The organism is Aerosticca soli, from assembly GCF_003967035.1.
Lineage (GTDB): Bacteria > Pseudomonadota > Gammaproteobacteria > Xanthomonadales > Rhodanobacteraceae > Aerosticca > Aerosticca soli.
The window spans coordinates 1,120,868-1,144,101 of record NZ_AP018560.1 but is presented as its reverse complement, the minus strand read 5'-3'; the positions used below and the strand labels follow the sequence as shown (position 1 = coordinate 1,144,101).

The following is a 23,234-nucleotide window of genomic DNA, read 5'->3' as shown; positions in this document are numbered from 1 at the left end:
TAAGCTGTCGATTCCTCTGCCTGCTGCGTGTTCGATGACTGCTTTTTTCGGTTCGGTGTTCTGGTTGCTGGTCACGCTGGGCGTGCTGGTGACCTTCCACGAGTTCGGCCATTTCTGGGTCGCCCGCCGCTGCGGCGTCAAGGTGCTGCGTTTCTCGGTGGGGTTCGGCAACGCGATCTGGAAACGCATCGGCCGCGACGGCACCGAATACCGCATCGCCGCGATCCCGCTCGGCGGCTATGTCAAGATGCTCGATGCGCGCGAGGGTGAGGTCGATCCCGCGCTGGCCGATCAGGAGTTCACCGGCAAGCCGGTCTGGCAGCGCATCGCCATCGTCGCCGCCGGTCCCGGCTTCAATCTCATCTTCACCGTGCTTGCGCTGTGGCTGATGTTCGTGATCGGCAAGCCCGACGCCGCACCGGTGGTCGCCGCCGTGCCGAACAGCCTGGCCGCCCAGGCCGACATCCGCGACGGCGACCGGGTGCTGCGGGTGGACGGCAAACCGGTCAGTACCTGGAGTGAGACTTACGAGGCGATCGCCAACGCCATGCTGGGTCGCGAGCCGCTGCCCATGCACGTGCGGGATCCCGATGGCCGCGAGCGCGACGTGGTGCTGCCGCTGCAACGCCTGCCGGCCGGCGGCAGCCTGGACGAATACCTACCCAAGCTAGGTCTCAAGCTCGCCCCACCGCCCGCCGTCGTGGCCCAGGTACTGCCCGGCAAACCCGCCGCCGCGGCCGGCATGCAGCCGGGCGACCGCATCCTCGCCGTCAACGGCCAGCCGGTGCACGACTACGAGGATTTCCAACGCCTGGTGCCGGCAGAGGCGGCCAAAGCGCCGCGGCTCACCCTCACCATCGAGCGTGGCGGCCACACCCTGCCGCTCGTCGTCGAGGCGCGCCGCGAGGCGCTGGAAGGCCAGCCGCCGAACTGGATCATCGGCGTGGCCGGGGCGCCGCGCGAGATGGCCGTGCTGCGCTACGGACCGCTGCGCGCGCTCCCGGCCGCGCTGCATTCGACCTGGGACCACACCCGCTCGACCCTGGCCATGCTCGGCAAGATGCTGACCGGGCAGGCTTCCGCACGCAATATCTCGGGGGTGATCGGCATCGCCCAGGTCGCCAATGTCTCGGCCAGCATGGGGCCGGCGTGGTTTCTTGAATTCCTGGCCATGGTGTCGCTGAGCCTGGCCATCCTCAACCTGCTCCCGATTCCGGTTTTGGACGGCGGCCACCTGCTGTACTACCTTATCGAGTTGGTCAAAGGCCGCCCGCTCAGCGAGCGCGCCATGGCCCTGGGCCAGTACGTGGGCCTCACCCTGCTGCTGGTGCTGATGGGGTTGGCTTTCTACAACGACATCCACCGTCTGCTGCCGTCCTGACCGGTTGGCGCGACGCTGCTTTTTGCTTTTGTCCGGGACGAAGCCGTCTCCTTTCGAACAAGCCCGCGATCGGGACGCATCCCGCCCCGACGGCAACAACAACGGAATCGACGATGAAGCGTATCGCCGCCCTGATCCTGCTCGCCTCGCTCTCTGCCAAGGCCATGGCCTTCGAGCCTTTCGTCGTCACCGACATCCGCATCGAGGGCCTGAGCCGCATCTCCGCCGGCACGGTCTACAACTACCTGCCCGTCAACAAGGGTGACCAGCTGACCAAGGAAGCGGCGCAGCGGGCGATCCGCGCGCTCTACCAGACCAAGTTCTTCAGCGACGTCGAGCTCGAGCGCGAGGGCGGCATCCTGGTGGTCAAGGTGGTCGAGCGGCCCGCCATCGCCAAGCTCACCCTGCGCGGCAACAAGGACATCAAGGAAGACGACCTGCGCAAGGGTCTCAAGGAGATCGGCCTTTCCGAGGGCGAGACTTTCGACCGCCTGTCGCTGGACCGCGTGCAGCAGGAGCTCATCCGCCAGTACTACAACCGCGGCAAGTACAACGTCTCGGTGAACCCGCACGTGACCTATCTCGACCGCAACCGCGTCGCGGTCGAGATCGAGATCCGCGAGGGCAAGGTCGCCAAGATCAAGCAGCTCAACATCGTCGGCAACCGCGCCTTCGACGACAAGGAGATCCGCAAGGATTTCGAGTCGGACACCACCAACTGGCTGTCCTGGTATTCCAAGGACGACCAGTACTCGCGCGAGAAGCTTTCCGGCGACCTGGAAAAGTTGCAGTCGTTCTACATGAACCGCGGCTATGCCGACTTCGCCATCGACTCGACGCAGGTGACCATCGCCCCGGACAAGCGCGAGATGTACATCGCCGCCTCGGTCAAGGAGGGCGAGATCTACACCGTCTCCGATGTCCACCTGCTCGGCGAGCTGATCCTGCCCGAGGACACCCTGCGCAAGCTGGTCTTCATCCATACCGGCGACACCTTCAACCGCGCCGCCATCGAGGGCAGCAGCAACGCCATCAAGGGCCTCCTGGCCAACATCGGCTACGCCTACGCCAAGGTCACCTCGATCCCGAAGCTCGACAAGGAAAAACGCACCGTCGACCTCACCCTCTACGTGGAGCCCGGCAAGCGCGTTTACGTGCGCCGCATCGTGTTCCAGGGCAACACGCGCACCGAGGACGACGTGCTGCGCCGCGAGATGCGCCAGTTCGAGGGCTCCTACTACAACCAGGCCGCGCTCGACCGCTCCAAGATCCGCCTGCAGCAGAAGGGCTATTTCAAGAAGGTCGACATCGACAAGCAGCTGGTGCCCGGCACCGAAGACAAGGTGGACGTCACCGTCAAGGTCGAGGAACAATCGGCCGGCAGCCTGATGTTCGGCATTGGCTATTCGCAGTATTCGGGCATCATCCTGTCCGCCTCGGTGTCGCAGAACAACTTCCTCGGCACCGGCGACAGCTTCAGCCTGGGCGCGGAAAAGAGCGACTACTACACGCGCATCACCGGCAGCTACTACAACCCCTACCTGACCGACAACGGCGTCGGCATCGGCTACAACGCCACCTACACCAAGACCGACTACGGCAACACGGATTTCGCCAACTACGAGACCAGCCTGAAGTCGTTCTCCAGCTACCTGGGCGTGCCGATCACCGACTTCAGCAACATCCGCCTGGGCCTGGGCCTGTCCAGCAATAAGATCACTTCCTACGAGGGCTACACGCCGGAGGTCTTGATCGACTACCAGCGCGCGCTCGGCCATTACACCGAACACGCCTGGACCGGCACGCTGGGCTGGAACCGCGACACTCGCAACAGCTACTGGGCGGCCACTCGCGGCGGCTTGATGTCGGCCAACGTGGACGTGGCCCTGCCCGGCTCGACCGTGCAGTACTGGAAGCTCTACACCGAGGCCAACCACTACTGGCCGATCGGCGGCGGCTTCGTGCTGTACCTGGATGGCCAGGTCGGCATCGGCAAGACCTACGGCAACCAGACCTACGACGAGACCTGGGGGCCGTACAAGGCCGGCGACAAGGTCGACTTTCCGTTCTGGCAGAACTATTACGGCGGCGGCGTGCGCGACGTGCGCGGCTTCCAGGACAACACCCTGGGTCCGCGCCTGTGTGCCGGCGTGGATGCCAACGGCAACCCGATCCAGGCGGACAAGCGCGGCTACTGCAACGGCAGCTATTACAACTACGCCCAGCCAGTCGGCGGCGCGTTCAAGGTGCTGGGCACGGCGCAGGTGTTCCTGCCGCTGCCGTTCCTCAAGGACATCAACACCGCGCGCGTCTCGGTGTTCGTCGATGTCGGCAACGTCTACAAGGACTACAACAGCTTCGAGGCCAAGGATCTGCGTGCTTCCGCCGGCATCGCCCTGCAATGGCAGGCGCCCATCGGCCCGCTGATCATCAGCTTCGCCACGCCGTTCCGCGACAAGCCCGACGACAAGCATTACGAAGAGCGCATCCAGTTCACCTTCGGCAGCCAGTTCTGACGGCCGGCCTGTGACGGCATGAAGGCGCGGGATCGTCCGCGCCTTTTTCGATGGTGCCGGGCGGGTCTAGCAGCCCGGATCGTGGAGACAAGCCCATGGATCGCACGCAGTACACACTGGCGGAGCTTGCCGAACGCTTCGCCCTCGCACTGCACGGCGACGGCAGTCGCGTGATCGACGGAGTCGGCACGCTGGCCCACGCCGGGCCGCGCCAGTTGAGTTTTCTGGCCAGCGGCAAATATGCGGCGCAGCTCAAGGACACCCGTGCCGGCGCGGTGATCCTTGGCGCGCAGGACCTGCCCGACTGCCCCACCGCGGCCCTGGTCGCGGACGACCCTTATCTCGCCTACGCCAAAATCGCGCGACTGTTCGAGCATCGTCCCGCCGCCAGGCCAGGCATCCATCCGAGTGCGGTAGTGGCCGCGGGCGCGCGCATCGCCGAGGGCGCCAGCATCGGCCCCTTCGTGGTCGTCGAGGACGGCGCGGTGGTCGAGGACGGCGTCGAGATCGGGCCGCACTGCATCGTCGGTCGTGACTGCGTGGTCGGTGCGCAATCGCGCCTGGTCGCGCGGGTGACCCTGGTCGAGCGGGTGACGCTCGGCAAGCGCGTGCTGGTCCATCCGGGCGCGGTGATCGGTTCGGACGGCTTCGGCCTTGCTTTCGAGCGCGACCACTGGGTGAAGATTCCGCAGCTCGGCGGCGTGCGCATCGGCGATGACTGCGAGATCGGCGCCAACACCACCATCGACCGCGGCGCGCTCGAGGACACCGTGCTCGAGGAGGACGTGCGCCTGGACAACCAGATCCAGATCGCCCACAACGTGCACGTCGGCGCGCACACCGCCATGGCCGGCTGCGCGGCGGTGGCCGGCAGCGCGAGGATCGGCCGCTACTGCATGATCGGCGGCGATGCCGGCGTGCTCGGCCATCTGGAGCTCGCCGACCGGGTTACCATTACCGCCAAGAGCCTGGTGACGCATTCGATTCGCGAGCCCGGCGAATATTCCTCGGGCACGCCGCTGCAGGACAACCGCAGCTGGCGCAGGAACGCCGCCCGGTTCAAGCATCTGGACGAATTCGCGCGCCGCCTGGCGGCGCTGGAGAAAGGCCGCGACCATGCATGACAAGGATTTTCCATTGCCGGTGAACGTGGAGCAGATCCAGGCGCTGCTGCCGCATCGCTATCCGTTCCTGCTGGTCGACCGGGTGATCGAACTGGTGCCGGACGAGCGCGTGGTGGCGCTCAAGAACGTCACCATCAACGAGCCCTTCTTCGGCGGCCATTTTCCCGGCCACCCGGTGATGCCGGGCGTGTTGATCGTCGAGGCGATGGCGCAGGCGGCCGGATTGCTGACCCAGATCTCGCGGCGCATCAAAGGTGATCACGGCAGCCCCTTGTTCTACCTGGCCAAGGTCGACAACGCCCGTTTCAACGCACCGGTGGTGCCGGGGGACCAGTTGCGCCTGGAGGTTGCGCTGAAACGGCTGATGCGCGGCATGGGCCTGTTCGTCGCCCGCAGCGTGGTCGAAGGCAAGGAAGTGGCCAGTTGCGAACTCATGTGCGCGGCGCGGAGCGGCAAATGATCCATCCGACCGCGCAGATCGATCCTTCCGCCAGGATCGCACCGGACGTCGACATCGGCGCCTACTGCGTGATCGGCGCCGAGGTGGAGATCGGCCCGGGCTGCGTGATCGGACCGCACGCGACGATCCAGGGGCCGACCCGGATCGGCCGCGACAACCGCATCAGCCAGTTCGCCGCGCTCGGCGGCGATCCGCAGGACAAGAAATGGCAGGGCGAGCGCACCGAGCTCGTCATCGGCGATCGCAACGTGTTCCGCGAGTTCGTCACCGTGCACCGCGGCACCGGCCAAGGTGGCGGCCTGACCCGCATCGGCGACGACAACTGGCTGCTCGCCTACGTGCACATCGCGCACGATTGCAGGATCGGCAACCACACGGTGTTCTCCAATTACTCGGCGCTGGCCGGGCACGTGGAGATCGGCGACTGGGTGATCCTCTCCGGCTATTCGGGCGTGCACCAGTTCTGCAAGGTCGGCGCGCACGCCTTCATCGGCATGGGCTGCCTGGTCGGCGCCGACGTACCGCCCTACGTGATGATGGCCAATGAACAACATGGCCGGCCACGCGGCATCAACAGCGAGGGGTTGAAACGGCGCGGCTTCGATGGCGAGCGCATCGCCGCGATCAAGCGCGCCTACCGCACGCTGTACATGGCCGGCCTGCCGCTGGCCGAAGCCCGCGCCCAGCTGGAAGCCCAGGCAAACGGCAACGAGGACATCCGCGCCCTGCTCGATTTCATCGAGCGCAGCGAGCGTGCGTTGGCCCGCTGACGGCGAGACGCGCGCGGCAGCAGGGCGCGCGATGCTTTCCGGTAAGATGAAAGGCTGGCCGTTTCATCCCGCTTCCACGAGCCCATGCGTCTTTACCTGCAAACCCTGCCTGCATCGGCCGAAGCGCCTCGCTACGTGCAGATCATCCTCGAACAGGATCTTCTGGGCGGCTGGACGCTGTACCGCGAATCGGGCGTCCAGGGCGGCAAGGCGACATTGCGACGCGAACAGTTTCTGGAACGCGATGCGGCGATCGCCGCCTTCGAAAAGGCCCGCGACGCCCAGCTCAAGCGCGGCTACCGGTTGATGTTCGCCCAGGGGATGGACGGTCCGCATGGCCGCTGAAACCGATCGCCCGCTTCTGAACGACCGCTTCCTGCGCGCCCTGCGCCGCGAACCCACCGATACCACGCCAGTCTGGGTGATGCGCCAAGCCGGGCGTTATCTGCCCGAATACCGCGCCGTCCGCGCGCGCGCCGGCAGCTTCATGGCGCTGGCCAAGACGCCCGAACTCGCCTGCGAGGTCACCCTGCAGCCGCTGCGCCGCTTTCCGCTGGATGCGGCGATCCTGTTTTCCGACATCCTCACCGTGCCCGACGCGATGGGGCTCGGCCTGTCCTTCGCCCAGGGCGAAGGGCCGCGTTTCGCCCATCCGCTGCGCCGGCGCGAGGACATCCTGCGCCTCGCCGTGCCGGACATGGACGGCGAACTGCGCTACGTGATGGACGCGGTGCGACTGATCCGCCGCGAGCTCGCCGGGCGCGTGCCGCTGATCGGCTTTTCCGGCAGCCCGTGGACGCTGGCCTGCTACATGGTCGAGGGTGCGGGCTCGCGCGATTTCGCCGCCGCCAAGGCGTTGTGCTGGAACGATCCGGCACTGGCGCATCGTCTGCTCGACGTGCTGGCGCGCAGCGTGGCCGCCTATCTCGCCGCCCAGGCCGCAGCCGGCGCGCAGGCGCTGATGGTGTTCGACACCTGGGGCGGCCTGCTCGCGCCCGCGGCGTTCCGCGAGTTCTCGCTGCGCGCGATGGCCCAGGTCGTCGCCCTGCTCGCCGACGATGCGCAGGCGCGGTCCTTGCCGGTGATCCTGTTTTCCAAGGGCGCCGGACAGCATCTGGCCGCGCTGGCCGACACCGGCTGCGCGGCGCTCGGCGTGGACTGGACGCTCGACCTGGCCGACGCCCGCCGCGCAGTGGCCGACCGCGTCGCGCTGCAGGGCAACCTGGATCCGACCGTGCTCAAGGCTGCGCCGGCGGTGATCCGCGAACAGGTGCGCACGGTGATGGACAGCTACGGCCCGCCGATCGGCCATGTCTTCAATCTGGGGCACGGCATCACCCCGGACGTCGATCCCGAGCACGTGGCCGTGCTGGTGGACGAGGTGCACGCCTACGGCCGGGTGCTGCGCGCCGGCTGAGCGGCCGGTCCCGGCCGTGTCCATACCGCCACGTAGTCCACCGCCATCGGATGACCGGGCTCGGTGGCAGGCGTCGGCGTGGAGATCCAGCCGGCCATGGCGAAGGAAAAGCCGCCGCCGATGGCGACGTTGAGCAGCAAAAAGAAGCCGCCCTGGTCGGTCAATGCCCGCCAGGTCGCAGCCGGCAACTGGGTTTGCACGATGCGGTTCAGCAGCTGCCCGTCGACGTACCAGCGCAGTTCCTCGGGCGTCACCGAGCGATCCCACTCGAAGGTGTAGACGTGGAAATGCCCGGGGCACGGCGTGCCGGGACAGGCACGACTGGCGCCGATGCCGTGCGGCTCGCCGCAGGCGCCGCCGGGATTGACGTCGCAGTGCAGGATGCCCCACACGCTGTCTAAGCCGTTGACGCTTTCCATGATGTCGAACTCCCCGGCGGCCGGCCATGCGCCGGTTTCGCGGTAGCTGCGCCCCAGCGCCCAGAAGGCCGGCCAATAGCCGAGCGCGGCCTGGCCGCTGACGCCGGGCATGAGGATCCGCGCCTCGATGCGCAGCATGCCGCCGGCCGGCGCGAGGAAATCGTCCCGCACGCTCTCGATGCGCGCCGAGGTCCATTCGCCGTCTGGACCGCGCTGCGGCGAGATCAGCAGATGGCCTTCGCCGTCCAGGGCGAGGTTGGCCGGATCGGCGGTGTAGCGCTGGATCTCCTGTGTTCCCCAGTTGGGCGGCCCGCCGGGATAGCCGTGCCCCAGATCCACGCGCCAGCGTTCGGCCGACGGCGCGCTGCCGGCCGGCCCGTCGAAATCATCGACGAGGACCGGCGTCCATCCCGGCGGCCTGGGAATCTCGGCCCCCGCCACGCCCGTGACGCTGAGCGCAAGCCCCAGGCAGAGCATCGCCGCGCCCAGATATGCCGATGGGAACCTTGTCCGCCGTCTCGCCTCCATCGGTCCGACTCTAATGCCGGGCCGACGGCCTGCAAACCCGCCGGCGGTTTGGGCCATGGGACGTTCGCTTCGTACAATGCCGGGTTTCCCGCCCTATCGGATGCCACGCGCCAGGCGTGCCGTCACTGCGAGAGTCCATGGAAAAGAGTTTCGAGCCCCGCCCGATCGAGTCCAAGTGGTACCCGCACTGGGAGACCAGCGGTGCGTTTCGCCCGCGCGGCCACGGCGAGCCGTACTGCATCCTGCTGCCGCCGCCCAACGTCACCGGCACGCTGCACATGGGGCATGCCTTCCAGCAGACGATGATGGACATCCTGATCCGCCAGCACCGCATGCGCGGCTTCGACACCTTGTGGCAAGTCGGCACCGACCATGCCGGCATCGCCACCCAGAAGATCGTCGAGAATCAGCTCGCCGCGGAAGGCAAGACCCGTCAGGACCTCGGCCGCGAGGGCTTCGTCGCCCGCGTGTGGCAATGGAAGGAGACCTCCGGCTCCACCATCACCCACCAGATGCGCCGACTGGGCCTTGCCGCCGACTGGTCGCGCGAGCGCTTCACCATGGATCCCGGCCTGTCCGCCGCGGTGCGCAAGGTGTTCGTCGAGTGGTATCGCGCCGGGCTGATCTATCGCGGCAAGCGGCTGGTCAACTGGGACCCGGAGCTCAAGACGGCCGTGTCCGATCTCGAAGTCGACAACGAGGAACGCGACGGTTTCCTGTGGTCGATCCGCTATCCGGTGGCCGACGGCGAGGAGAGCCTCGTGGTGGCCACCACGCGCCCGGAGACCATGCTCGGCGACGTCGCGGTCGCCGTGCACCCGGAGGACGAACGCTACGCGCACCTGATCGGCAAAATGCTGAAGCTGCCGCTGACCGACCGGCAGATCCCGGTGATCGCCGATGCCTACGTCGATCGCGAGTTCGGCACCGGCGCGGTGAAGATCACCCCTGCGCACGATTTCAACGACTACGCCATCGGCCAGCGGCACGGGCTCGCCCCGATCGGCATCTTCACCCTGGACGCGCACCTGAACGACGACGTCCCGCCGGCCTATCGCGGCCTGGAACGTTACGAGGCGCGCAAACGCATCCTCGCCGACCTCGAAGCCGCGGGCCTTTTGGTCGCCACGCAGCCGCACAAACTCAAGGTGCCGGTGAGCCAGCGTTCCGGTGCGGTGGTCGAGCCGATGCTCACCGACCAGTGGTTCGTCGATCTGACCCGGGACGTGCAGCCGGACGGGCGTCCGGGCGGCCGCCAGGCGATCACCCGGCCAGCGCTGGACGCGGTGCGCGAGGGCCACATCCGCTTCGTGCCGGAGAACTGGGCCGCCACGTACACGCAATGGCTGGAGAACATCCAGGACTGGTGCATCAGCCGGCAATTGTGGTGGGGGCACCAGATCCCCGCCTGGTATGACGAGGCCGGTCAGCTCTATGTCGGCGAGGACGAGGCCGACGCGCGGGCCTGGGCCGCGGCGCACGGCGCTCCCGCACCGGTCGGCGCGCTGCGCCAGGACGAGGACGTGCTCGACACCTGGTTCTCCTCCGCGCTGTGGCCGTTCTCGACCATGGGTTGGCCGAGCGAAGGGCCGGTCACCAACGAACGCGGCGAGATCGTCGCCGACTGGCGCCAGGATCAGCGCTTCCTGCCGAGCGCGGTGCTGGTCACCGGCTTCGACATCATCTTCTTCTGGGTCGCGCGCATGGTGATGTCGAGCCTGTACTTCGCCGGCCGGCGCGGCGACGGCAGCTACGAGCCGCGCTTTGCGCGCGCGGCCGACCGCATCCCCTTCCGCGAGGTGTACATCAACGCCATCGTGCGCGACGCCGAGGGCCAGAAGATGTCCAAGTCCAAGGGCAACACGCTGGACCCGCTGGACCTGATCGACGGCATCGAGCTCGAGGCTCTGGTGGAAAAATCCACCCGCAGCCTGCTCATTCCACAGGTGCGCGAAAAGGTGGAAAAGCGCATCCGCAGGGATTATCCCGAAGGCATCAAGCCGATCGGTGCGGACGCGCTGCGCTTCACCTTCACCGCGCTCGCCGGCCACAGCCGCACGATCAACTTCGACCTCAAGCGTGCCGAGGGCTACAAGGCGTTCTGCAACAAGCTGTGGAACGCGGCGCGCTTCGTGCTGCTCAACCTTCCCGAGGGCCGCATCGCGCCGCCCGCCGATGCCCCGCTCACCGACGCCGAACGCTGGATCCTCACCCGCCTCAAGTACACCCTCGCCGCGGTGGACCGGCACCTGGCCGAATACCGTTTCGACCTGCTTGCGCAGGCGCTGTACGAATTCGTCTGGAACGCCTACTGCGACTGGTGCCTGGAGCTGGCCAAGCCGGCGCTGGCCGACCGCGAGACCGCCGCCGCGGCATCCACCCGCCATACCCTGCTGGTGGTACTGGAAACCGTGCTGCGCGCGCTGCATCCCGTCATCCCGTTCATCACCGAGGAGATCTGGCAGGCGGTCGCGCCGCGGCTTGGCATCGACCCCACGCCGGGCATCCTCGGCCAGTCCTGGCCCGATGCGGCCGCGCTGACCGAAGATGCCGCCGCCAGTGCGCGCATCGAATGGCTGCAGGCCGTGCTCACCGGCATCCGCAGGATCCGCGCCGAGATGAACATCGCGCCGAATCGCACGCTGCCGCTGCTGCTGGTCGGCGGCGACGCGCACGATCACGAGCGGATCGCCGCCTTCGCCGCGGAAATCACCTTCCTCGGCCGCACCGAGCCGCCACGCTGGCTGGCGGCGGGAACGCCCGAACCGGCCGCCGCCACCGCAGTGGTCGGCACGCTCAAGGTGCTGATCCCGCTGGCCGGGCTCATCGATCTCGACGCCGAGCGGGCACGTCTGGCCAAGGAAATCGCCCGCCTGGAAAGCGAGCTGCGCAAGAGCGAAAGCAAGCTCGCCAAGCCCGAGTTCGTCGCCCATGCGCCGCCCGCCGTCGTCGCCCAGGAACGCGAGCGCGTCGTCGCGTGGACCACCCGCCTCGCCGCCCTGCGCGAACAGGCGGACAAACTCGCGAATGCCTGAAAAAACCGGCGCCTGGGCCACGCCAGTGCCGCGGCGTCATGCGACACCGCGGCACTGGCCACGTCGAAACGGCACTCGCCCCGACGCTACAACCCGCGCGCCATGACGATCGCCTCCTCGCGGCCGTTGCGCGCCGGGTAATAGCGTGGCCGCCGGCCGATCTCGACGAAACCGAGGCTGCGGTAGAGCTGCTGAGCCACCGGATTGGACGGACGCACCTCCAGAAAGACCCGCTCGGCGCCCCGCGAGCGTGCGGCGGCCAGCAGATGCACGAGCAACAGGCGACCCAAGCCTTGGCCGCGATGCGCCGGATCGATGCAGATGTTGAGGATGTGCGCCTCGCCCGCACCCGTCGACAGGATGCCGTAACCGGCGACGGCATCTTCGACCGTCAGCACCCAGCAGCCGTGGCCGGCCTTGAGGCAATCGGCAAAGACGCCTTCGGACCACGGAAATTCATAGGAGGCCCGTTCCAGCGCGCCGACCGCGGGCAGGTCGTCCGCCGTCATCGGACGCACCCTCGCCTCGAGCCGCGGCGCCGCCACCATGGGAATCAGCCCGCGTCTTGCGTCAGGACGCGGCGCAGCTGTCGCAACGCCGTCCACAGGGCGCGCTTGCCATGCGCCTCGAGCAGGGTCGAAGGCGCATCGACGAGGACGATGCGCGCCTTGCCGAGTGTCTCGGCGGACAGTCGCTCGCCGAGCGCCCTGGCCTGCGGCTCGCCGAACACGAGATAGGCGGCCGCCACCGGCACCGGCTCAGCCAAGCGGCCCTCGGCCAGAACGAGCCGCGGCGCGCGGGCGAACGGCGCGCCGGCCGCGAGCAGCGCACGGCCGAGCACGTCCTGCGCGCGCGGCTGGCCATCCTGCGGCAGGACCAGCACGCAGGCGTGGCTTGCGGTTGCCGGCGGCGCTTGGTCGACCACCGCCGCCGTCCTGGACTCGCGCAGCACCCAGGGCACCAGCCCCAGTGCCCGCAGATGCCGGCCCCGGCGTACCGGCACAGCCCCACGTATCGCGTTCATGCCGAGCTGCCGCGCCGTGCCCGCCGGCGCGTGGCGATGCCCCACAAGGTCACCACCGGGCCGGACAGGAGATAGAGCGAAAAGACCGTCAGCAGCACCGTGGGCGGGTCGAGATAAAGCAAGACCAGCACCAGCACCAGCACCACCACCCACCAGAACGGGATCCGCTCGCCCTGCCCCATCGGCAGGGCCTTGAAGCTGTAGTAGCGGAACCGGCTGACCATCAGCAGACCGACCACCACCGCCAGGATCGGGGTCAGGAAGCACAGCTCGCCGCCCGGCACGCCGAATTTCTCCATCGTCCACACGAAGGACATGCACACCGCCGCCGCGGCCGGACTCGCCAGCCCCTGGAAATAGCGCTTGTCGGCCACCCCGACCTGGGTGTTGAAGCGCGCCAGCCGCAAGGCGGCGCAGGTGGCATAGAGAAAGGCCGAGGCCCAGCCCACCTTGCCCCAGAGTGGCCCGAAGGCCTTGAGCGTGGTCAGAGACCAGTCGTAGAGCACGAGCGAAGGCGCCAGCCCGAAACTGACCAGGTCGGAGAGCGAGTCGTACTGCACGCCGAACTCGCTCTGCGTGCCGGTGAGCCGCGCCACGCGGCCATCCATGCCGTCGAGCAGGGCGGCGATGAAGACCGCCACGGCGGCCTCGGTGAAACGCCCGTCGATGCTGGCCAGGATGGCGTAGTAGCCGGCGAACATCGCGCCGGTGGTGAACAGGTTCGGCAGCAGATAGATGCCGCGATGGCGCGGCGTGCGGACGGGATGGTCGCTCATGGATCGTTCCGTGACGGGCTCGAACGAGTGTAAACCATGGTGCTTGAGCCGGCCCTGCAACGGTGCTACCACTGGGCGGCCTTCTTCGCCCCGGAGCCCGCATGCGCCACGTCCTCTGTCTCGCCCTGCTCCTTTCGAGTGCGCCGCTCGCCGCCACGCAGGTATACAAGTGGACCGATGCGCAAGGCACCGTGCACTACTCCGAAACCCCGCCGGCGCCAGGCACGCGCTACCAGCAGATGAACCTCGCCGGCACCGCCTCGCCGGCCGCGACTTCGCCGGCGCCAATGCCGGCGCCCTCCCCGCCGGCACCGGCATCCACCGCGCCGCTCCCCGACACCCCGCAAAACCGCGCCAGCCTCTGCGCTTCCCTCAAGAGCAACATCGCCACCCTGAAGGCCGGCGGGCCGGTGGTGATGCAGCAGGGCGAGCGCCAGCAGGTGCTCGACGACAAGCAGCGCCAGGCGCAGCTGGCGGCGGCGGAAAGCCAGCTGCAGCAGTATTGCGTCCAACCATAGGCCGCAAGGGAGGATGGGGCCGCCCCTGACCTTCGACACTGTTGCGGGCGTGTGGCGCGTCCTAGCTTGGCAGGTCACATCCGCCATGCCGCGCGCCGCGCGGCGGGCCTCCATCACCCTGCAAGATCCCAAGGACACGCATGATGACCGCACCATTCAAGCCGCTCGCTCTTGCCGTGGGCCTCGCGCTCGCGTCCGGTTTCGCGCCTTCGACCGCGTCGGCCGCCTCGACGCCGCACGCAACCACGGCCCACAAGAGCTTCGACGTCAGCGAACTCGACCCGACGATCCCTCCCTGCCAGGATTTCAACGGCTTCGTCAATGCCAAATGGGTCGCGGCCAACCCGATCCCGCCCGACCGCACGCGCTGGGGCGCCTTCGACCAGCTGGCCGAAGCCAGCCTCAACACCCAGCACCAGATCGTCGAGGAAGCGGCCAGGCACGCGGCCACGGCGCCCGCCGGCTCCATCGAGCAGAAGATCGGCTACCTCTACGCCGCCGGCATGGACGAGGCGGCGATCGAGCGGGCCAGCTACCAGCCGATCAAGCCGCAGCTCGCGCAGATCGACGCGCTGAAAAGCCCGGCCGACATCGCCGAGTTCATCATGCAGCGCTTCAACGAGGGCGACGGCTACGTCTTCAACTTCGGCTCGAGCGCCGACTTCAAGAACGCCAAGATGCAGATCGGCTACGCCTTCCAGGATGGGCTGGGGCTGCCGACCCGCGACTACTACCTCGATCCCAAGCACAAGGAAGAGCTGGAAGCCTATCGCGCCCACATCGCCAGGACGCTCGCCCTGATCGGCACGCGCGAGGCCGACGCCAAGCGGCAGGCCGACGCCATCGTCGCCTTCGAGACCGAGCTCGCCAAGGCGTCGCTGGCGCCGGTCGAGCTGCGCCAGCCGGAAAATCAGTACCACTTCGTGAGCCTGGACGAGGCCAACCGGATCACCCCGCACTTCGACTGGAAACGCTTCTTCGCCACCCAGGGCGTGAACATCGACAAGGGTTTCTCGCTGTCCCAGCCCAAGTTCTTCGCCGCCTTCGACCAGCAGCTGGCCCGTGCCCCGCTCGCCACCTGGCAGGCCTACCTGCGCTTCCACACCGTGGACAGCGCCTCGCCGTTGCTGAGCAAGCCATTCCAGGACAACCACTTCGAGTTCTACGGCAAGACGCTCGCCGGCCAGCCCGAACAGAAACCGCGCTGGAAGCGTGTGCTGAGCACCGTCAACGGCACCATGGGCGAGGCGCTCGGCCAGCTCTACGTGAAAACTGCCTTCAAGCCCGAAGCCAAGCAGCGCGCGCAGACGCTGGTGGACAACGTGCGCAACGCGCTCAAGGCGCGCATCCAGAACCTCGACTGGATGAGCGATGAAACCAAGGCCAAGGCACTGGCCAAGTGGGAGACCTTCCTGCCCAAGATCGGCTATCCCGACAAGTGGCGCGACTGGTCCGGGCTCACCATCAAGCCGGGCGATTATTTCGATGACGTCCAGGCGGCAACCAAGTTCGACTACCACTACGACATCGCCAAGATCGGCAAGCCGACCGACCGCCTCGAATGGGGCATGACCCCGCAGACGGTGAACGCCTATTACAGCCCGACCGAAAACACCATCAACTTCCCCGCCGCCATCCTGCAGCCGCCGTTCTTCGACGCGGCGGGCGACGATGCGATCAACTATGGCGGCATCGGCGCGGTGATCGGTCACGAGGCCACCCACGGCTTCGACGACCAGGGCAGTCAGTTCGACGGCGACGGCAACAACACCAACTGGTGGACGCCGGCCGATCGCGCCAAGTTCGAGGCCCGTGCGGCCAAGCTGGTGGAGCAGTTCAACGAGTACACGCCCATCAAGAGCCGGCCCGACCTGCACGTCAACGGCAAGCTGACGCTCGGTGAAAACATCGCCGATCTCGGCGGCCTCAACGTCGCCTACGACGCCCTGCAGGCCGCGCTCAAGAGCAATCCGCAGGAGGCCGGCGCCCACATCGACGGCTACAGCCAGGACCAGCGCTTCTTCCTCAACTGGGCGCGGGTATGGCGGGCCAATATCCGCGAAAAGCAGCTCATCCTTTCGCTCAACACCGACCCGCACGCGCCCGCGCCACTGCGCGCCATCGCCGCGCCGTCCAACATGGACGCCTTCGCCCACGCCTTCCAGTGCAAGCCCGGCGACCCGATGGTGCGCACCGGCGACAAGCAGGTGAAGATCTGGTAATCCCGGCCTCGATTGCCGTATAGGCACCGCCCCACGCCGCCAACGTGGGGCTTTTTTTGGGTTCATCGCATCTTCCCCGGGAAAGCGCGATGAACCTTTTTTTTCGGGTGCTCGAACTATGGCAACTTCATGACGAAACCTTTACATTCGTGAAGCCGGGCGTCGTGCGGCGCTGCGGCATACACACAAGGGGATCGATCATGAAGCGAACTTTACCGCGTCGCGGTCTGCTGGCCGTTGCCATGGCGTGTGCGTTTGTTGCGCTGCCCATGGCGGTACAAGCCCAGCAGAACGACAGCTCGACCGACAGCAAACAGGCCACCAAGCTCGAGGCGGTGGAGGTCACCGGCTCGCGCATCAAGGGTGCGGACATGGCCACGCAAGTGCCCATCCTCACCATCACTTCGGACGATATCCGCAAATCCGGTCTGACCAGCATCGGCGACATCCTGCAGCAACTCACCTCTTCCGGCGCTGGCCTCAACACCAAGTTCAACTCAGCCGGCAATTTCGGCTTTCCGCCCGACGGCAGCGGCGTGGGCTCGGGCTCGGCCACGCTGGACCTGCGCAATCTCGGCGCCAAACGCGTGCTGATCCTGGTCGATGGCATCCGCTGGGTGAACGAGAGTTCCGCCTCGGGCGTATCGGCGGCGGTGGACCTCAACACCATCCCGACCGGCATCATCGATCGCATCGAGATCCTGCAGGACGGCGCCTCGGCGCTCTATGGTTCGGACGCGATCGCCGGGGTGGTGAACATCATCACCAAGCACACCCAGAAGGGTGGTGCGGCCAGCGTCTACTACGGCGACTACGGCAATCTCGCCGGCGGCTCCACCCACAATGCCGACCTGTCCTTCGGCGGGCAGGGTGACCGCTACGAATTCTTCGTCGACTTCAATTACGTCAAGCAGAACTCGATCAGTTCATCCGCCTGGGGACGCTCAAGCGACGAGTGCGTCCCGGGCACCGGCCTGGCCAACTGCAGTTCGGCCACGCCGACAGGACGCTTCATGTTCACGGACCCGCTCACCGGTCAGTACATGAACATCACCCCGAACGGCACATTCAACGGCAAGCCGGCCTATCCGGGCGATTTCCATAAATTCACCACGGCCGATCGCTTTGATTTCGCGCCTTACAACATGCTGCTCACGCCGAGCGAGCGCAGCGCCGTGTTCGCCCAGACCCGCTACAAGATCACCGATCAGGTGACCTGGTATGTGCGCGGACTCTACAACACGCGCAAATCCACCAACCAGGCCGCACCGGAGCCGATCTTCCTCGGGCCGGGGGCCGGCACCGGAGGACTGGCCGACACCGTCGGCGTGGATGCCACCAATCCATACAACCCGTTCGGCTTTTCCTTGAATGCCGATCCGAACACCGGCAACCTGGTGATGATCGGCCGCCGGCCGGTCGAAGGCGGGCCGCGCATCTACCGCCAGGACGTGGACACCAGCTATTTCGCCACCGGTCTGCAAGGCAGCTTCGGCGTCGGCCAGCACGACTACTACTGGGACGTCAATTTCGCCAGTGGCGACAACAAAGCCACCCAGGACGTGCGCGGTACCTACAACATCGCCCACATCCAGCGCGCGCTGGGGCCGGTAGCCAACTGCACGGATAGCTGCGTACCGCTCAACGTCTTCGGCGGCCCCGGCACGATCACGCCGGCGATGCTCAATTACATCCTGTATCGCGAGCACGATCGCAGCGACAACAAGATCAAGCTGTGGACGGCCAATATCTCCGGCGAACTGTTCGACCTGCCCACCGGTCCGTTGTCTTTCGCCGCCGGTGGTGAACACCGCCGCTATGACGGCTCCTATGAGCCAGATGCAGTGGTCGTGGCCGGGGAATCCAACGGCGTGCCCTCGCTGCCCATCTCGGGCCACTACTCGGTGAACGAGTATTACGTGGAACTGGATGCGCCCCTGCTCAAGGATCTGACCGCGGTCAAGGCGCTCGAACTGTCGGCGGCGATGCGCTATTCGGATTACTCCACCTTCGGCAACACGACCAACGGCAAGGTCGGTCTGCGCTGGCAGGTTTTCGACGACCTCACCCTGCGCGGCACCTGGTCGCAGGGCTTCCGTGCACCGACCATCGGCGAACTGTACGGCGCACCGGCGCGTTTCGACGCCACCCTGCAGGATCCATGCTCGTCACCGCTGGCCAACCCAGCGCTCGCCAGCAAGTGCGCCGCGCTCGGCGTACCCGGCAACTACGCTCAACCCAACCCGCAGATCTCGGTGCGCACCGGCGGCAACCGCAAGCTCGATCCGGAAACCGCACGCAACTTGACCGTGGGCGCGGTGTACAGCCCGGGCTGGGCGGAGAACACGCCGTGGTCGAGCAAGCTCGATTTCAACCTGGGCTATTACCGGATCAAGCTGGACAAGGCGATCCAGGCACCCGATGCGCAAACGCAACTGGATCGCTGCGTGGACAGCGGCGACCCGAACTCCACGTTCTGCACGGGCATCCACCGCAACGCCACCGGCAACATCGACGGCTTCAACAATACCCTGCAAAACCTGGGTCGCATCAAGACCAACGGCTTTGATTTCGGTATCGATTGGCGCGGCCCGCAGACCAACATCGGCCAGTTCACCGCCAACCTGCAAAACACCTATGTGGCCGAATACAAGGCTACGGACAGCAATGGCAACCAGGAACCGCGCACGGTCGGCATCGAAGTGAACGACAGCGCGATTCCCCGTCTGACCTCGATGCTCGACATCGGTTGGAACCACGGTCCCTGGACGGTCGACTACAAGGTGCGTTACTTCAGCCGGCTGCGTGAGAACTGTGCGGCGGCGGCAGGCTTCCCGATCTGCAACCATCCCGACGAGATCGCACCCAACCGGCCCGACGGCACGCACTACCTCGGCGCGACGACCTATCACGATGTGCGCGCCAGCTGGAAGCTGCCGATCCAGCTCGATCTCACCTTGACCGCCGGCGTCAACAACCTGTTCGACCGCAAGCCGCCGATCTGCCTGTCCTGTTCGCTGAACGGCTACGACGCGGCCACCTACGACCTGCCCAGCCGTTTCGCTTACGTGCAGGCGGATCTCAAGTTCTAAAAAGCCGGCCCGTTCCTGGATGCGACATCACGGCCCCGCGCGACCCGCGGGGCCTTTTTTTGATCATGATAGTTATTGCGAATAACTATCATTTGAAATACATTGCGAGGCGTCGCCGGATCGACGCCGCAACGTGCCGCGATCGACCGCTTTTCCGCTCCGCTGGATGCCAGGAATCCAAGCATGACCGCCTATGTCATCGCGCGACCTGCCGCGCCCAAGCGTCTGTTCGCCTCCGCCTTGGGGCTGGCCTTGCTGCCGCCCGCCGCCCCGGCCAACGACGAGTCGGCCACCGAGCCCGATCCGCAGCAGGCCACGCGTCTGGAGGGCCTGGAGGTCAAGGCGACCACGCTGGCGCCGAGCTCGCCGAAATTCACCGCGCCGCTTCTGGACACGCCCCGCGCGGTCACCGTGATTCCGCAGGAAATCCTCCGCGAGACGGCGGCCAGTTCGCTGCTCGATGCGCTGCGCAGCGTGCCCGGCATCACCTTCGGTGCCGGCGAAGGCGGCAACCCGAACGGCGACCGGCCGTTCATCCGCGGCTTCGATACGGAGAGCTCGCTGTTCGTCGATGGCGTCCGCAGCTCCGGCTCGCAACAGCGCGAAGTCTTCGATGTCGAGCAGATCGAGGTGGTCAAGGGTCCGAGTTCGGCCTACAGCGGACGCGGCGCGGTCGGCGGCAGCATCAACCTGGTCAGCAAGACTCCGCGCGACCGCGACACCCTCGACGCCGACCTCGGGCTCGGCACCAGCACCTACAGCCGCGCCACCGCAGACTGGAACCAGACCCTGCCGAACGACGCCGCTTTCAGGCTCAACGTGCTCGGCCACAAGAACGACGTGCCCGATCGCGGCGGTCCGGTGCAGCGCCGCTGGGGCGTGGCGCCCTCGCTCACTTTCGGCCTGCATGCGGCCACCAGCCTCACCCTGAGTTATTACCACCTGCAGAGCAACGACCTGCCCGACAGCGGCATCCCGTATGGCAACCCGAACAATGCGCCCTGGCGCGAGGGCAAACCCATCCACGTGCCGCACGACACCTTCTATGGCCTGTTCTCGCGCGACTTCCAGCGCCGCAAGGACGATATCGGCGACGTGCAGCTCAAGCACGACTTCGGCAACGGCTGGCAGCTTCGCAACCTCTCGGTCTACGCCCGCGCCGCCGACGACTACCTGTGGACGCAGCCGGACGACAGCAACGGCAACTTCATCGTCAACGGCGGCATCTGGCGCCGCGCCAACAGCCGGCAAAGCGTCACCCGCAATGCCACCAATCAGACCGACCTCAGCGGAGTCTTCACCACCGGGCCGATCGAGCACAGTCTCGCCGCCGGCGTGGAACTGGCGCACGAATCGACCGATCGCAGCAACTACAACATCGGCGTGCCGACCACCCCGGGCGCCACCTATCACACCGGCAACATCGCCAACGGCGCCTGCAGCCCACGCTACGGCATCGGCGCGCCCTCGCACTACTGGTGCGCGCCGGTCATCGATCCCGATCCGCGCGATCCCTGGACCGGCGCGATCGTGGGCGGCGTCAATCCGGCCACCATCGCCACCCAGACCCGCTCGGCCTGGGTCTTCGACACACTGACGTTCGGTCCGCGCTGGCAGGCCAATCTGGGCGCGCGCTTCGATCATTTCGCCACCGTGTCGGATGCGCTCACCAGCGCGACCGGGGTGAAGACGCATCTGCGCAACGACGCCGATTTCTGGAACTACCAGGCGGGGCTGGTCTACAAGCCGGTGCCGGCGGGGAGCCTGTACCTTTCCTACGGCACATCGTCCAATCCGCCGGGCGTGGATGCGGGCGATGGCGCGGACGGCATCGCCGTCACCAATGCCGACCTCAAGCCCGAGAGCAGCCGCAACCTGGAGACTGGCCTGAAATGGGAGCTGCGCCCCGGGCTGATGCTGAGCAGCGCCGTATTCCGCACCGAAAAGCGCAACGCCCGCGTCGCGCTGGGTGGCCGCGGCAGCCCGCAGGTCAATGCCGGCACGCAACGGGTGGACGGCGTCGAGCTCGAGCTGAGCGGCCAGCTCACCGAGCGCTGGGGCGTCTTCGGCGGCTATACGTATTTGAAGAGCAAGCTCGTCGACCCCGGACCTGGCGATGCGGCGAGCAAGGGCAACGCCTTTCCCAACACGCCGCGGCAGAGCGCATCGGTGTGGACCGATTACCAACTGACTGCGCGTCTGCGTCTGGGCGGCGGCCTCTACGCCATGGATCGCGTCTACGGCAACACCGCCAACACCAAGTACGTGCCCGGCTACCTGCGCGTGGATGCGATGGCCGCCTACGTGGTCAACGCCGACCTGACCGTACAGCTCAACGTGCAGAACCTCACCAACCGCTACTACTTCGACAAGGCCTACGCGGCGCACTACGCCTCGGTGGCGCCGGGGCGGGTGGCGATCGTGAACTTCCATTTCTCGTTCTAGCCAACGCCATGTTGCTGCACATCCCAGGCATCCTCGACGGACCCCGGCTCGCCCAATGCCAGCGGCTGCTGGCCGATGCGCACTGGGTGGACGGGCGCGTCACCGCCGGTTACCGCTCGGCGGCGGCCAAGCACAACCGCCAACTGCGCGAGGACGATCCGCTGGCGCTTGAGCTCGGCGCGCAGATCACCGATGCCGTGCTCGCCAACCCCACCTTCTTCGCCGCCGCCCTGCCTCGCCACGTCTATCCGCCGCTCTTCAACTGCTACGCCGACGGTGACCATTTCGGCCTGCACGTGGACAACGCGATCCGCTACGACCGCCGGCAGGCAAACGCGCAGCCGGTGCGCACCGACCTTTCCTGCACACTGTTCCTGAGCGCGCCGGAAAGCTACGACGGCGGCGAGCTGGTGATCGAGGACACCTTCGGCAGCCACGCGGTGAAGCTGCCCGCCGGCGACCTCGTGCTGTACCCGGCCGGCAGCCTGCATCGCGTCGAGCCGGTGACGCGCGGGGCGCGCATCGCCGCCTTCTTCTGGCTGCAGAGCCTGATCCGCGAGGACGAGCGGCGCCGGCTGCTGTTCGAACTCGACCTGGCCATCCAGCGCCTGACCGCGAGCGGCGCCGACGCCGAGGCGCTGCTCGCGCTCACCGGCGTTTATCACAATCTGCTGCGGCAATGGAGCGCACCCTGAGCCTGCCCGGCCTCGACGGCAAGCCGGTCGTGGTCGATACCGTCCGGATCGAAGCCCTGCTCGCCGCCGATCCCGCGATGGCCGCCGCGACACTGCTGCAGGCTGCACGCCGTGGCCATCCGCACGCGCAAACCTGGCTCGGCCAGCTGTATCTGGACGGTCGCGGCGTGCCGCGCGACGCCGGCGAGGCCTGCTACTGGTTCCGCCGCGCCGCGCACGCCGGCCTGCCGATGGCGATGAACATGCTCGGCCGCTGCCACGACCACGGCTGGGGCACGCCGGTGGACTACACCCTGGCCGCGATCTGGTATCGCCGCGCCGGCGAGGCCGGCTCGGACTGGGGCTGCTACAACTACGCGCATCTGCTCGACCAGGGGCGCGGCGTGCCGCGCGACACCGCTGCCGCGATCGCCTGGTTCGAACGCGCCGCGGCGATGGGCCACGGTCGCGCCATGCACTTTCTGGGCAGCTGCTACGAGCGCGGACACGGCGTGCCACGCGACCGCGCGCGGGCGATCGAGCTGTACCGACACGCCGCCGCGACCGGCGACTACCGCGGCCTGTGCAGCTGGGCGTCGGTATTGTGCGAGCGCGGCGAGATCGACGCCGCCCTCGCCTGCCTGCGTCGCGCGGTGGCGCAGGCCCCGGCGCATTACCTGCGTGCCCTGGCGCGCACGCTGGAGGCGGCCGCGCACGCGACGCTGCGCGACTTCGGCCTGCGCATCGCCGCCCAGCTCGATGCGGCCGCCCCGCCCTCGGCGGCGCGGGAGACCGGCTAGAATCGCCGCCTCGTTTGCATCACTGCATCTTAC

Annotated in this window: 18 protein-coding genes; 14 read left to right on the top strand and 4 right to left on the bottom strand. The window is 67.2% G+C overall.

All coding sequences use genetic code 11. The features are described from left to right. Positions 1-34: 34 nt before the first annotated feature. From rseP to hemE, 7 genes are all read left to right on the top strand, one after another. On the top strand, positions 35-1,381 hold the full coding sequence (gene rseP, locus ALSL_RS05285) for an RIP metalloprotease RseP (RefSeq protein ID WP_126537129.1): 1,347 nt from the start codon (positions 35-37) through the stop codon (positions 1,379-1,381). 113 nt (positions 1,382-1,494) lie between these two features. Then, positions 1,495-3,897: an outer membrane protein assembly factor BamA gene (gene bamA, locus ALSL_RS05280; RefSeq protein ID WP_126537127.1), complete on the top strand. Its 2,403-nt coding sequence runs from the start codon at positions 1,495-1,497 to the stop codon at positions 3,895-3,897. A 95-nt stretch (positions 3,898-3,992) separates the two neighbouring features. Next, on the top strand, positions 3,993-5,021 hold the full coding sequence (gene lpxD, locus ALSL_RS05275; RefSeq protein ID WP_126537125.1) for a UDP-3-O-(3-hydroxymyristoyl)glucosamine N-acyltransferase: 1,029 nt from the start codon (positions 3,993-3,995) through the stop codon (positions 5,019-5,021). Next, complete coding sequence (gene fabZ, locus ALSL_RS05270; protein WP_126537123.1) at positions 5,014-5,481, top strand: 3-hydroxyacyl-ACP dehydratase FabZ; 468 nt, start codon at positions 5,014-5,016, stop codon at positions 5,479-5,481. Before lpxD ends, fabZ begins: the two co-directional genes overlap by 8 nt. Beyond that, positions 5,478-6,251 (top strand): acyl-ACP--UDP-N-acetylglucosamine O-acyltransferase, encoded by a 774-nt coding sequence (lpxA, locus tag ALSL_RS05265; RefSeq protein ID WP_126537121.1) that lies wholly within the window; start codon positions 5,478-5,480, stop codon positions 6,249-6,251. Before fabZ ends, lpxA begins: the two co-directional genes overlap by 4 nt. An 84-nt stretch (positions 6,252-6,335) precedes the next feature. Then, complete coding sequence (locus ALSL_RS05260) at positions 6,336-6,596, top strand: WGR domain-containing protein (protein WP_126537119.1); 261 nt, start codon at positions 6,336-6,338, stop codon at positions 6,594-6,596. Continuing rightward, entirely contained in the window at positions 6,586-7,668 is a 1,083-nt protein-coding gene (gene hemE / locus ALSL_RS05255; RefSeq protein ID WP_126537117.1) for a uroporphyrinogen decarboxylase, read from the top strand. Before ALSL_RS05260 ends, hemE begins: the two co-directional genes overlap by 11 nt. On the opposite strand, the gene ALSL_RS05250 is transcribed toward hemE, so the two are convergent. Beyond that, positions 7,641-8,564 carry a LamG domain-containing protein gene (locus ALSL_RS05250; protein WP_198410678.1) on the bottom strand — a complete coding sequence of 308 codons (924 nt, stop codon included), beginning with the start codon at positions 8,562-8,564 and terminating at the stop codon, positions 7,641-7,643. The genes hemE and ALSL_RS05250 overlap by 28 nt on opposite strands. 188 nt (positions 8,565-8,752) lie before the next feature. Here ALSL_RS05250 and ALSL_RS05245 point away from each other — a divergent pair, with 188 nt between their 5' ends. Further along, complete coding sequence (locus ALSL_RS05245) at positions 8,753-11,650, top strand: valine--tRNA ligase (RefSeq protein ID WP_126537113.1); 2,898 nt, start codon at positions 8,753-8,755, stop codon at positions 11,648-11,650. An 86-nt stretch (positions 11,651-11,736) separates the two neighbouring features. On the opposite strand, the gene rimI is transcribed toward ALSL_RS05245, so the two are convergent. From rimI to pssA, 3 genes are read right to left on the bottom strand one after another with little or no spacing between them, the layout of a single operon-like run. Further along, positions 11,737-12,198, bottom strand: coding sequence for a ribosomal protein S18-alanine N-acetyltransferase (gene rimI / locus ALSL_RS05240; RefSeq protein WP_126537111.1), 462 nt, complete (start codon positions 12,196-12,198; stop codon positions 11,737-11,739). A 5-nt stretch (positions 12,199-12,203) separates the two neighbouring features. After that, complete coding sequence (locus ALSL_RS05235; RefSeq protein ID WP_126537109.1) at positions 12,204-12,674, bottom strand: hypothetical protein; 471 nt, start codon at positions 12,672-12,674, stop codon at positions 12,204-12,206. Then, positions 12,671-13,450, bottom strand: coding sequence for a CDP-diacylglycerol--serine O-phosphatidyltransferase (pssA, locus tag ALSL_RS05230; RefSeq protein WP_126537107.1), 780 nt, complete (start codon positions 13,448-13,450; stop codon positions 12,671-12,673). The genes ALSL_RS05235 and pssA overlap by 4 nt, the downstream gene beginning before the upstream one ends. 101 nt (positions 13,451-13,551) lie before the next feature. Here pssA and ALSL_RS05225 point away from each other — a divergent pair, with 101 nt between their 5' ends. The 6 genes from ALSL_RS05225 (at position 13,552) to ALSL_RS05200 (ending at position 23,201) form a co-directional block, all read left to right on the top strand. After that, positions 13,552-13,968, top strand: coding sequence for a DUF4124 domain-containing protein (locus ALSL_RS05225; protein WP_126537105.1), 417 nt, complete (start codon positions 13,552-13,554; stop codon positions 13,966-13,968). A gap of 143 nt (positions 13,969-14,111) precedes the next feature. Beyond that, positions 14,112-16,190 carry a M13 family metallopeptidase gene (locus ALSL_RS05220; protein WP_126537103.1) on the top strand — a complete coding sequence of 693 codons (2,079 nt, stop codon included), beginning with the start codon at positions 14,112-14,114 and terminating at the stop codon, positions 16,188-16,190. A 200-nt stretch (positions 16,191-16,390) separates the two neighbouring features. Beyond that, a complete protein-coding gene (locus tag ALSL_RS05215) occupies positions 16,391-19,282 on the top strand; it encodes a TonB-dependent receptor plug domain-containing protein (RefSeq protein ID WP_126537101.1) in 2,892 nt (963 codons plus the stop codon). 183 nt (positions 19,283-19,465) lie between these two features. Continuing rightward, on the top strand, positions 19,466-21,727 hold the full coding sequence (locus ALSL_RS05210; protein WP_126537099.1) for a TonB-dependent receptor: 2,262 nt from the start codon (positions 19,466-19,468) through the stop codon (positions 21,725-21,727). 8 nt (positions 21,728-21,735) lie between these two features. Next, on the top strand, positions 21,736-22,422 hold the full coding sequence (locus tag ALSL_RS05205) for a Fe2+-dependent dioxygenase (RefSeq protein ID WP_126537097.1): 687 nt from the start codon (positions 21,736-21,738) through the stop codon (positions 22,420-22,422). Then, positions 22,407-23,201, top strand: a complete 795-nt coding sequence (locus ALSL_RS05200) for a tetratricopeptide repeat protein (protein ID WP_126537095.1) — start codon at positions 22,407-22,409, stop codon at positions 23,199-23,201. The genes ALSL_RS05205 and ALSL_RS05200 overlap by 16 nt, the downstream gene beginning before the upstream one ends. Positions 23,202-23,234: the final 33 nt, after the last annotated feature.